12 protein-coding genes and 1 riboswitch are annotated in these 11,524 nt (G+C 67.7%); of the genes, 11 read left to right on the forward strand and 1 reads right to left on the reverse strand.

Features of this window, described 5'->3' with window-relative positions; genetic code table 11:
- Positions 1–140: 140 nt before the first annotated feature.
- The 11 genes from ACSFA0_RS18680 to ACSFA0_RS18730 all read left to right on the forward strand — a co-directional run bounded on the left by ACSFA0_RS18680 (position 141) and on the right by ACSFA0_RS18730 (position 10,856).
- Complete coding sequence (locus ACSFA0_RS18680; protein ID WP_435451753.1) at positions 141–1,973, forward strand: acyl-CoA dehydrogenase; 1,833 nt, start codon at positions 141–143, stop codon at positions 1,971–1,973.
- A gap of 19 nt (positions 1,974–1,992) precedes the next feature.
- Entirely contained in the window at positions 1,993–2,217 is a 225-nt protein-coding gene (locus ACSFA0_RS18685; protein ID WP_435451754.1) for a hypothetical protein, read from the forward strand.
- Positions 2,214–2,492 carry a Dabb family protein gene (locus ACSFA0_RS18690; RefSeq protein WP_435451755.1) on the forward strand — a complete coding sequence of 93 codons (279 nt, stop codon included), beginning with the start codon at positions 2,214–2,216 and terminating at the stop codon, positions 2,490–2,492. Before ACSFA0_RS18685 ends, ACSFA0_RS18690 begins: the two co-directional genes overlap by 4 nt.
- A gap of 16 nt (positions 2,493–2,508) precedes the next feature.
- Positions 2,509–3,300 carry an SDR family oxidoreductase gene (locus tag ACSFA0_RS18695; protein ID WP_435451756.1) on the forward strand — a complete coding sequence of 264 codons (792 nt, stop codon included), beginning with the start codon at positions 2,509–2,511 and terminating at the stop codon, positions 3,298–3,300.
- 11 nt (positions 3,301–3,311) lie between these two features.
- Positions 3,312–3,767: a PaaI family thioesterase gene (locus ACSFA0_RS18700; RefSeq protein WP_435451757.1), complete on the forward strand. Its 456-nt coding sequence runs from the start codon at positions 3,312–3,314 to the stop codon at positions 3,765–3,767.
- 16 nt (positions 3,768–3,783) lie between these two features.
- Positions 3,784–4,800, forward strand: a complete 1,017-nt coding sequence (locus tag ACSFA0_RS18705) for an NADP-dependent oxidoreductase (RefSeq protein ID WP_435451758.1) — start codon at positions 3,784–3,786, stop codon at positions 4,798–4,800.
- Between the two features lie 23 nt (positions 4,801–4,823).
- The gene (locus ACSFA0_RS18710) at positions 4,824–6,464 is read left to right on the forward strand and encodes an isovaleryl-CoA dehydrogenase (RefSeq protein ID WP_435451759.1); all 1,641 of its coding nucleotides are present in this window, start codon (positions 4,824–4,826) and stop codon (positions 6,462–6,464) included.
- A gap of 29 nt (positions 6,465–6,493) precedes the next feature.
- Positions 6,494–7,438, forward strand: a complete 945-nt coding sequence (locus ACSFA0_RS18715) for a glutathione S-transferase family protein (protein WP_435451760.1) — start codon at positions 6,494–6,496, stop codon at positions 7,436–7,438.
- Positions 7,435–8,337: an SDR family oxidoreductase gene (locus ACSFA0_RS18720; RefSeq protein ID WP_435451761.1), complete on the forward strand. Its 903-nt coding sequence runs from the start codon at positions 7,435–7,437 to the stop codon at positions 8,335–8,337. The genes ACSFA0_RS18715 and ACSFA0_RS18720 overlap by 4 nt, the downstream gene beginning before the upstream one ends.
- Positions 8,338–8,380: 43 nt before the next feature.
- Positions 8,381–9,265 (forward strand): hypothetical protein, encoded by an 885-nt coding sequence (locus tag ACSFA0_RS18725; protein WP_435451762.1) that lies wholly within the window; start codon positions 8,381–8,383, stop codon positions 9,263–9,265.
- 138 nt (positions 9,266–9,403) lie between these two features.
- Positions 9,404–9,508, forward strand: a riboswitch (glycine riboswitch).
- A 49-nt stretch (positions 9,509–9,557) separates the two neighbouring features.
- Positions 9,558–10,856, forward strand: a complete 1,299-nt coding sequence (locus ACSFA0_RS18730) for a D-amino acid dehydrogenase (RefSeq protein ID WP_435451763.1) — start codon at positions 9,558–9,560, stop codon at positions 10,854–10,856.
- A 47-nt stretch (positions 10,857–10,903) separates the two neighbouring features.
- Here the strand turns inward: ACSFA0_RS18730 and ACSFA0_RS18735 are convergent, their stop codons facing one another.
- Positions 10,904–11,482: an OmpA family protein gene (locus tag ACSFA0_RS18735; RefSeq protein ID WP_435451764.1), complete on the reverse strand. Its 579-nt coding sequence runs from the start codon at positions 11,480–11,482 to the stop codon at positions 10,904–10,906.
- Between the last annotated feature and the right edge of the window lie 42 nt (positions 11,483–11,524).

Genomic DNA, 11,524 nt, shown 5'->3' on the forward strand with positions numbered 1-11,524 from the left:
CCCCCGAAGGCGAAGGCGCGCTGCGTGTCGCCTCCGCCCACCCCCTTCCGGGGGCAACGCCAGCGGCCCGGCGAAGCCGGTTCCGCGGCGTTTCAAGAAGTTGCCAGTGATATCTCTGGCCTTTACGTTTCGAGAGCGTCATGAGCCTGCGTCCCACACTCGATTTCCTGCTCTACGACTGGCTCGACGCCGCCGCGCTGAATGGTCGCGCGCGCTTCGCCGATCATTCGCGCGAGACCTTCGACGCGGTGCTCGACACCTGCGAGCGCATCGCCCGCGAGAAGTACGCGCCGCACAACCGCACCGTCGACACGCAAGAGCCGCATTTCGATGGCGAGAAGGTCGTGCTGCCGCAGGCCACGCACGATGCGCATGCGGCCTTCGTCGAATCGGGCATGCTCGCGGCGGCACAGGATTACGACATCGGCGGTATGCAGCTCCCCTACACGGTGCAGGCGGCCGCCAATGCCTTCTTCGCGAAGGCGTCGGTCAGCATCGGCTCGAACATGCTCACCAGCGGCAATGCGAACTTGCTGATGGTGCATGGCACCGATGTGCAGAAAGAGGTGTTCGCGCTCAACGAATTCTCGGGGCGCTGGGCCGGCACCATGTGCCTGTCGGAGCCGCAGGCGGGCTCGTCGCTGAGCGACGTGGCCACGCGTGCCGTCCCCGATGGGGCCGACTTCCAGGATGATCCGCTCGGCCCGCGCTACCGCCTGACGGGCAACAAGATGTGGATCTCGTCAGGCGACCACGAGTTGACCGAGAACATCGTGCACATCGTGCTCGCCAAGATCCCCGATGCCGAGGGCAAGCTGGTGCCAGGCACCCGCGGCATTTCACTGTTCATCGTGCCCAAGCGCATGGTCGACACGCAGGGGCAGCTCACCGGCGAGCGCAACGACGTGGCGCTGGCGGGCCTCAACCACAAGCTGGGCTGGCGCGGCACCACCAACACGCTGTTGAACTTCGGCGAAGGCAAGTACCCGGTGGGCGGCCGATCCGGTGCGGTCGGCTATCTGGTCGGGCAGCCCGGCAAGGGTCTGCACTGCATGTTCCACATGATGAACGAGGCGCGCATCGCCATCGGCATGGCGGCGACGATGCTGGGGATGGCGGGCTACGAAGCGTCCCTGGCCTATGCGAAGCAGCGACCTCAAGGGCGGCCCGCGGGCCCGGCCGGCAAGGACGCGGCGAAACCCCAGGTGCGCATCATCGAACACGCCGACGTGCGCCGCATGCTGCTGGCGCAGAAGTCGTATTGCGAAGGCTCGCTGGCGCTGCAGCTGTACTGCGCGCGCCTGGTCGACACGCAGAAGACGGCCGACGGCGAGACCGCCGACGACGCGCGCCTGCTGCTGGAGGTGCTCACGCCCATCGCCAAGAGCTGGCCCAGCGAGTGGTGCCTGGAGGCGAACTCGCTGGCGATCCAGGTGCATGGCGGCTACGGCTACACGCGCGATTTTCCGGTGGAGCAGTACTGGCGCGACAACCGCCTGAACATGATCCACGAGGGCACGCACGGCATCCAGGCGGCCGACCTGCTGGGCCGCAAGGTCCTGATGGAGGATGGCCGCGGCCTCACGCTGCTGGCTGCGCGCATCACCGAAACGGCCCGCCGTGCAGAGGGCGTGCCGTCGCTCGCCGCCCACGCGCGAGCGCTGGACGGGGCGCTTTCACAGGTGGCCGCCGCCACGAAGGCCGCCTGGTCGACGGGTGATCCGCAAGAGGCCCTCGCGAACGCGGTACCCTATATGCAGGCTTTCGGCCACACCGTGCTGGCGTGGATCTGGCTCGATGTCGCGTGTCGCACCTTGCAGGGCGACCCCGCGGCGGCGACGCCGGCCACTGTCGGACGGCTGGCGGCCGCGAGTTACTTCTTTCATTACGAACTGCCCAAAATCGGCGCCTGGCTCCACGTGGTCGAGACACGCGACCCGATTTGCGCCCAACTGCCCGAGGAGGCATTCTGAAATGCACAGCGGAAGCTACATGCCCAAATTTCGTTCGACGGACCCCAGCAAGCCCCATGCGCGGCTGGAGAAATGGATCTGGATCCTGATCTATGGTGGCCTGTTCGCCTTTGCCCTCGGCTTTGCCACGGCGCGCATCGATGCCGTGCTGGGCTGGAGCATCGCCACGCCTGGCGCCATCGCCGCGGTGGCGGGCGTGGTGCTCATCTACGTGCGCTCGCGCTTGAAGGACGACAAGAAATGATCAAGCACATCGTGATGTGGACGCTGGCGGACGCGACCGAGGCGCCGCGTTTCAAGACGATTCTCGACACGTGCAAGGGCATCGTGCCGGGCATGCGCGAATTCGAGGTGGCCGTGCGCGCCGAAGGCCTGGAGGCCAGCCACGACGTGGCGTTGTATTCGGTGTTCGACGACATGGCCTCGCTGCAGGCCTACATCGTCCACCCGCGCCACCAGGAAGTGGTGGCCACGCTGCCCGCGCGCGCGTCACGCAGCGTTTTCGACTATGCCGTCTGACCAAGGAAGCGAGCCCATGAGCCCACGTACCGTCCATCAACTTTTCGACCTCAAGGGCAAGACCGCGCTGGTCACCGGCGGCTCGCGCGGCCTGGGCCTGCAGATGGCCCACGCGCTCGGCGAAGCGGGAGCGCGCATCATGCTGAGTTCGCGCAAGGCCGACGACCTGGAGCAGGCCACCGGCGACCTGCAGGCCGCGGGCATCGACGCCCGCTGGATCGCCGCCGACTGCTCGAAGGAAGAAGACACCCGCCGCCTGGCCGACCAGACGCTCGAGCGCATGGGCGCCATCGACATCCTGGTGAACAACGCCGGTGCCAGCTGGGGCGCGTCGGCCGAGTCGCACCCGGTCGAGGCCTGGGACAAGGTGATGAACCTCAACGTGCGGGGCTATTTCATCCTGTCGCAGCAGGTCGCCAACAAGTACATGATCCCGAAGAAGACCGGACGCATCATCAACATCGCCTCGATCGCCGGCCTGAACGGCAACCCGCCCGACATCCAGACGCTGGCCTACAACACGTCGAAGACCGCCGTGATCGGCTTCACCAAGACGCTGGCTGCGGAATGGGGCAAGTACAACATCAACGTCAATGCGATCTGCCCGGGCTTCTTCATGACGAAGATGGCGACCAAGCTGATCCAGAACATCGGCGAAGAGAAGATGACCGCCACCGTGCCGCTCGGCCGCCTCGGGGACGACGAAGACCTCAAGGGCCTGACCGTGCTCTATGCCAGCGATGCCGGCAAGCACATCACCGGCCAGTGGATGGCGGTGGACGGCGGCGTGAGCGTGGTGCTGGCGTGACGGAGGCGTCTGTGGTCACGTCCGACGTCAACATTCGCTCGTACACCAGCCAGATCCCGTTCGCGCAGCACCTGGGCTTCGAGCTGACGAAGTTCGAGGGCGGCGAGTCGGAGATCCTCTACACCGCCAAGCCCGAGCACCTGAACACCTTCGACGTGACGCACGGCGGCGCCTGCATGACGCTGCTCGACATCGCGATGGCGTCGGCAGCGCGCAGCGTGTCGCCCGAGTCCGGCGTGGTCACCATCGAGATGAAGACCAGCTTCATGCGGCCTTCCGTCGGGCCGCTGCACGCGCGCGGCCGGCTGATGCACCGCACCGCCACCCTGGCCTTCGTCGAGGCGACGATCTACGACGAGAAGGAGCAGGCCTGTGCGCATTCGACCGGCACCTTCAAATACGTGACGCGCCGCCTTCCTACCGGGCCCGCCAGCGCCAACGCGCAACGCCCGCCCTCGACAGACTGAACCCCGGAGACACCTTATGCCCACCAATCGCCAGCAACACCTCGACAACCGCCCCGAGGGCGAGGCCACCGCCAGCAACTTCAAGCTGGTGACCACCGAGACGCCACCGCTGCAGGACAACCAGGTCCTCGTGCGCCACCACTACCTGAGCCTCGACCCGTACATGCGCGGGCGCATGAACGATTCGAAGAGCTATGCGCAACCGCAGCCGCTGGGCGAGGTGATGCAGGGCGGTACCGTGGGTGAAGTCGTCGAGAGCAAGCACCCGAAATACGCCGTGGGCGACAAGGTGGTCGGCTTCGGCGGCTGGCAGGAATACAGCGTGGTCGACGGCTCGCAGGTCGGCGCGCTGCGCAAGGTCGACACCACGCACGTGCCGCTGTCGCATTACCTCGGCGCGGTCGGCATGCCGGGCGTGACCGCCTGGTACGGCCTGGTGAAGATCATCGCGCCGAAGGAAGGCGACACAGTCGTGATCACGGCTGCGAGCGGTGCGGTCGGCAGCGCCTTCGGCGCGCTGGCCAAGGCGCGCGGCTGCCGCGTGGTCGGTATCGCGGGTGGCCCGGAAAAGTGCCGCTACGTGACAGAGGAGCTGGGCTTCGATGCCTGCATCGACTACCGCGCGCACCCGGACATCAAGACCATGAGCAAGGCGCTCAAGGAAGCTTGCCCGGACGGCATCGACGGTTATTTCGAGAACGTCGGCGGCTACATCTTCGACGCGGTGCTGCTGCGCACCAACGCCTTCGCGCGGGTCGCGCTGTGCGGGATGATCGCCGGCTACGACGGCGCGCCCATGCCGCTCGCGAACCCGGCGCTGATCCTCATCAATCGCCTCAAGGTGGAGGGCTTCATCGTCAGCGAGCACATGGAGGTGTGGCCCGAGGCGCTGAAGGAACTGGGTGGCCTGGTCGCCAGCGGCAAGCTGCGCCCGCGCGAGTCGATGGCTGAAGGCATCGAGTCGGCACCGGAGGCCTTCCTCGGTTTGTTGAAGGGCAAGAACTTCGGCAAGCAACTGGTCAAGCTGGTCTAGCCGACGACGACCGGAGGCCCGCGATGGACGCGACGCACGAGGTCTTCAACCAGCCTGCGCCGCTCGCGGGCTACAACCTGTACCGCACGAACCAGGCGTTGCGTGACGCGTTGGCCTTCAACGCGCCGCAGCTCGAGCCGGGTCCGCTCGACGCCTTGGGCGCGGCCATCGGTACGGCCGAGATGCAGGCGCACGCGCGGCTCGCGAACACGAACGCGCCGGTGCTGCGCACGCACGACCGCTTCGGTCGGCGCATCGACGAGGTCGAGTTTCATCCGAGCTACCACGTGCTCATGACGGCGGCAGTCGGTGCGGGTCTGAGTGGCGCGCCGTGGGCCGGTGGCGGTGCTTCGCCGCATGTGCGGCGTGCCGCCGGCTTCATGCTCTTTACCGAGCTCGAACCGTCCATCCTGTGCCCGATCTCGATGACCTACGCCGCAACGCCGGCGCTGCGTGCCAATGCGGCGGTCTTCGCCGATTGGGGTCCGAAGCTCACGAGCCTCTCGTACGACGCCGCGCTAAAGTCATTTAAGGACAAGCCCGGCGTGACCATGGGCATGGGCATGACCGAGAAGCAGGGCGGCTCCGACGTGCGGGCCAACACCACGCAGGCGGCGCGCGACGGCAGCGACGCATGGGGCGATCGCTATGTGCTCACCGGCCACAAGTGGTTCTTCTCGGCACCGATGTGCGATGCCTTCCTGGTGCTGGCGCAGGCGCCCGCCGGGCTCAGCTGTTTCTTCCTGCCACGCGTCTTGCCCGATGGCACACGCAACGTCATCCGCATCCAGCGCCTGAAGGACAAGCTGGGCAACAAGGCCAATGCGAGTTCGGAAGTCGAGTTCCATGGCGCCAGTGCCTGGCTGGTTGGCGAGGAGGGCCGCGGCGTGCCGCAGATCCTCGAGATGGGCACGATGACGCGCCTCGACTGCGCGCTCGGCACCAGCGGGTCGATGCGTCAGGCGTTGGCGCTGGCGTTGCACCACACGGCGCAGCGCAGCGCCTTCGGCAAGCTATTGATCGCGCAGCCGCTGATGAAGAACGTGCTGGCCGACCTGGCGCTCGAGAGCGAAGCGGCCACCGCGCTCGCCATTCGCCTGGCCCGTGCCTTCGACCACCCCGACGACGCGCACGAGCGCCTCATGGCGCGCCTGCTCACGCCGGTCGCCAAGTTTTGGATCTGCAAGCGCGGCAGCCATTTTGCGCAGGAGGCGATGGAATGCCTGGGCGGCAACGGCTACGTGGAGGAGGGCGGCGAAGGCGTGATGGCCCGCATCTACCGCGAGATGCCGCTCAACTCGATCTGGGAGGGCGCCGGCAACATCATGGCGCTCGACCTGCTGCGCGCCACGCGCAAGGGCGACGTGGTCGCCGCGCTCGCGCACGAACTGGCGCCCGCTCGCGGCACACACGCCGCGCTCGACCGGCTGGCCGACGCGCTGCCGTCCCGCATCGACGCCATGGCCACGGAGCCCGAGGCGCGCCGCCTCGCGCAAGACGTGGCGCTGGCGGTGCAGGCCGCGCTGCTGGCGCAGACTGCGCCGCCCGCCGTGGTCGACGCCTTCTGCGCGTCGCGCCTGGGCGGCGACTGGGGCCATGCCTTCGGCACGCTCGGCGTCGGTGCCGACCTCGATTCGATCATCGCCCGCGCGATGCCACGCTGAACCTGAAGAACACCCTGAGAAAGCCCACGATGCCCGACCTGATCCTGCACCACTACGCCACTTCGCCCTTCTCGGAAAAGATCCGGCTGGTGCTTGGCTACAAGAAGCTCGCCTGGCGCTCCGTCATCGTGCCGCAGATCATGCCCAAGCCCGACGTGCTGCCGCTCACTGGCGGCTACCGCAAGACGCCCTTCCTGCAGGTCGGCGCCGACATCTACTGCGACACCGCGCTCATCTGCGACGTGCTGGAGCACCTGCAGCCGGAGCCCTCGATCTACCCTGAGCCCAGCAAGGGCCTCGCCCGCACCCTGGCGCAGTGGGCCGACAGCACCTTGTTCTGGGCCGCGATGGCGCACAACTTCAGCCCCAAGGGCGCGGCCGATCTGTTCGCGAAGGCGCCACCCGAAGCGGCCAAGGCCTTCTCGGACGATCGCCGCGCCATGAGCACGAACATGCTGCGCCTGCGTCCGGCCGATGCCACCGGCGCCTACAAGTCGTACCTGCGCCGCCTGTCGGACATGCTCGACGACGGTCCTTATCTGATGGGCGAGGTGCCGACCATCGCTGACTTCGCCTGCTACCACCCGTTGTGGTTCACCCGCAAGCGCACGCCGTCGATGAGCGGCGTATTGCAGCTCGCGCCCGCGGTGCTCGACTGGATGGACCGCATGGCCGCCATCGGCCACGGCACGATGGAAGCCACCGACGCCGAGACCGCCATCGCGCACGCCGCCGCATCGGTGCCGCACACGTTGTTGACCGACAGCACCTTCCAGGACGAGCACGGCATTCCGCTGGGCAGCCGCGTCACCATCGGCGCCGAGAGCTTCGGCCCCGAGACGACCGAAGGCGAACTGGTGGCCGCCACCCGCACCCACTACACGCTGCGCCGCACCGACGCACGTGCCGGCACGCTGCACGTGCACTTCCCGCGCATCGGCTACATCCTCAAAACAGCAGAGACAACGACATGATTCAAGACTTTCAAGGCAAGACGGCGGTACTCACCGGGGCGGGCTCCGGCTTCGGCCTCGAATGCGCGCGCATCGGCGCGGCGCGCGGCATGAACCTGGTGCTGGTTGATGTGCAGCAGGACGCGCTCGACCGCGCCCGGGCCGAGATGGAAGCCGCCGGCGCACAGGTGCTGGCGCGCCGCGTCGACGTGTCGAAGGCCGACGAGATGGAGGCGCTGGCCGAAGCGGTGCAGCAGCGCTTCGGCGCCCCGCACTTCGTCTTCAACAACGCAGGCGTCGGCGCCGGTGGTCTGGTGTGGGAGAACACCGTGGCCGACTGGGAATGGGTGCTGGGCGTCAACGTGTGGGGCGTGGTGCACGGCGTGCGCCTGTTCACGCCGATGATGCTGGCCGCTGCCGCAAAGGACCCGAGCTACCGCGGACACATCGTCAACACGGCCAGCATGGCCGGCCTGCTGACGCCGCCGAACATGGGCGTCTACAACGTCAGCAAGCATGCGGTGGTCAGCTTGACGGAGACGCTGTACCAGGACCTGGCACTGGTGACCGACCAGATCGGCGCCAGCCTGCTGTGCCCGTACTTCGTCGCGACCGGCATCCACAGCAGCGAACGCAACCGCCCGGGCACGTTGCCGGCCGCCGAACTCACCAAGAGCCAGCTGATCGGCCAGGCCATGACGGCCAAGGCGGTGAACAGCGGCAAGGTGAGCGCGGCCGACGTGGCGGGCAAGGTATTCGACGCGATCGCCGCGAACCAGTTCTACGTTTTCAGCCATCCGAAGGCACTGGGCAACGTGAAGAGCCGGATGGACAGCATCGTGTCGATCACCAACCCGGCCGATCCTTTCCTCGAACGCCCCGACATCGGCCAGCAGCTGCGCGCGCAACTGCGGTCCTGAACTACAGGCACCGGTGGTGCCGGCGTGCTAACTTGGCCACACCATGCTGTCCTTTCACGCCATCTTCCGCCGTCTTCCTCTTCTGCTGCTCACGCCGCTCATGGCATGGGCGCTGGCCGGGCCTGCCGCTGCGCAGGACGGCAACGCGCTGAAGGCGAAGTACACGGCCCTCGCGTCGCGGCTGGCCGACAACCCGTTCCAGCGTCCGCTGGTGCTCGATTCGGCCGAGAAGCCCGATCGGCTGAGCGGCGACATCTACGCGGTGGTCGACCATCCCTTCGCCGACATCGGTGCGCTCGGCAAGCCGGGGAACTGGTGCGAGGTGCTGATGCTGCACCTCAACACCAAGCATTGCGTGGTGAAGGGCGAGGGCGGCGGGGCCGTGCTGGACGTGGCGGTCGGTCGCAAGTTCGATCAGCCGCTGGACCAGGCGCAGCGCGTGCAATTCGCGTGGAAGCCGATCGCCAGCGGCGCCGACTACGTGGCGGTACAGCTGTCGGCCGACGAGGGGCCGTTGTCCACGCGCGACTACCGCATCGTGTTCGAGGCTGCGCCGATCGCGTCGGGCAAGAGCTTCGTGCACCTCTCGTATTCCTACGCCTATGGCACGGCCGCTCGGCTCGCCATGAAGGCCTACCTCGGCACGCTCGGCAGCGGCAAGGTCGGCTTCACCGTGACCGGCCGCGACGCGCAGGGCACCCCCGAGCAGATCGGCGGCGTGCGCGGCGTGGTCGAGCGCAACACCATGCGCTACTACTTGGCCATCGACGCCTTTCTCGACGCGCCGAAGCCGGAGCAGCTCGATCGCCGGCTGGCGGCCTGGTTCGACGGCACCGAGCGCTATGCGCGGCAGTTGCACGAAGTCGAGCGCGCCGATTACCTCGCGATGAAGCAGAGCGAGTACAAGCGGCTCAAAGGCGGCGGTTGAAGAGCGGCGGCTGAAGCAAGGCTCGCCCGATCGGGCCTGCGCCGGTAGAATCCGCCATCTGCAGGAGAGTGCCGGGCCCCGTCCCGGCCACCGAAGGCGCAATCTCCCATGAACGCTCAGGTCCCGTACTGCACACCACCATCGCCGTCTGGAGAGCCGTCACGACCGTGACGCACCGAAGGAGCAAGGCCCGGCCGAAAGCCGCGGCTGAATCTCTCAGGTACCAAGGACAGGGGGAGCGGCACCACGCATGACACGCGTCATGCGTGCCATCGTTCCTCTGGAGTTCCCCATGAAAGTGGTTGTCCTCGGCGCCGGCCTGCTCGGCGTCACCTCTGCGTATTTCCTTCGTCAACTCGGTCACGACGTGACCGTGATCGACCGGCAGGCCTCGCCAGCCGCCGAGACCAGCTTCGCCAACGGCGGGCAGATCTCGGTCAGCCATGCCGAACCGTGGGCCAATCCGAGCGCGCCGCTGAAGGTGCTCAAGTGGCTGGGCAAGGAAGATGCACCGCTGCTCTTCCGCATCCGCGCCGACATGCGCCAGTGGCTCTGGGGCCTGCAGTTCCTGCGCGAATGCACGCCCGCGCGCACCCAGCACAACATCGAGCAGATCGTGCGCCTGGGCACCTACAGCCGCGACACGCTGCAGGCGCTGCGGCGCGACATCGGCATCGAATACGACCAGCGCACGCAGGGCATCCTGCATTTCTACACGAGCCAGAAGGAGTTCGACGGCGCCGAGGGGCCGGCCGCGCAGATGCGCGCTCTGGGCTGCGACCGGCGCGTGATCTCGGCGGACGAGGCGGTGCGCATCGAGCCGGCCTTGCGGCACATCCGGCCGCAGCTCGCCGGCGCCACCTACACCGCCGAAGACGAGTCGGGCGACGCGAACAGCTTCGCGCGCGAGCTGGTCGCACGCTGCCGCGCCGACGGCGTGCAGTTCCTGATGAGCCACACCGTGACGGCGCTGCGGGAGGCCGGCGGCCAGATCGACCACGTCGAGGCCACCGATGCCGATGGCCGCTTCCAGCGTGTGCGTGGCGATGCCTACGTGCTCGCGATGGGCAGCCTGAGCCCGCTCTACGCGGCGCCGCTGGGCATCCGCCTGCCGATCTATCCCGCCAAGGGCTACTCGGTGACGCTGCCCGTGAAGGACGCGTCGATGGCGCACCAGGTGTCGCTCACGGATGACGAGTACAAGCTCGTGTTCTCGCGCCTGGGCGACCGGCTGCGCATCGCCGGCACGGCCGAACTCAACGGCTACGACCGCGACCTTAACCGCGTGCGTTGCGAAGCGATCGTGCGCCGCACCGAAGAGCTCTTCCCTGGCGCGGGCGACCTCGAGCAGGCGCAGTTCTGGACCGGTCTGCGCCCGGCGACGCCGTCGAACGTGCCGATCATCGGCCGCTCGAAGCTGCCGAACCTGTTCCTGAACACGGGCCACGGCACGCTGGGGTGGACGCATTCCTGCGGTTCCGGCAAGAGCATCGCGCAGATCGTGAGCGGGCTCGCGCCGGAGGTCGACTTCGCGTTCGCAGGCATGCCGGAGCGGACCCGACCGAGCGTCACGAAGAGCGCCACGGCTTAGGCCGGCATGACGGCCAGAGACCGGCGGATCAGCGCCCGGCCGCGTGGTCAGGGCACGTTTGTCATGCCGAGGATGTCGACCGACACGCGCCGGTCGGGTTGCAGACAAGCGATGAGCGCTGCGGTACGCACCTCCCCCTTGCAGCCGGTCGTGACGGGCTCGCGCTCGCCTTTGGCCTGGATTTGCATCGGCACGGCCACGCCCTGCGTCTTGAGGTAGGCGGCGACCGTGCTCGCGCGGTGCTGCGACAGCGCCTCGTTGTAGGCCTCGGTGCCGAGCCGGTCGGTATGGCCGGTGATCGTCAGGCTTTGTACCTTCACGTCCCGGCGGCGCAAGGCACGCGCCAGCGCGTCGAGCTCCGCCTTGCCCTTGGGCAGCATGTCCTGCAGGCCGGAGCGGTCGAAGGCGAAGAGCGCGTCGGCGTTGAGGTTGACGCGGCGGATGGTCGCTGCCGGCGGGGGCGCCGGTCGCGCCGGCGCGTCGGCGGCAGGCGTCACGACCTGCGCGATCGCGCAGTTCTGCCCTTGGCACCAGTGATAGCGTTCATCGTGCAGGCTGCTGCAGCCGGCAAGGGCGACCAGCGCGAGTGAGGCGCCGAGGGTCTGGAATCGGTGGCGGGTCTGCATGGTGAATTCCTTCCTGTTCATTCGTTGTCGTTCTCGCGCTTC

Origin of the sequence: Variovorax restrictus, assembly GCF_051216715.1 — a bacterium.
In the GTDB taxonomy this organism is placed as follows: domain Bacteria; phylum Pseudomonadota; class Gammaproteobacteria; order Burkholderiales; family Burkholderiaceae_C; genus Variovorax.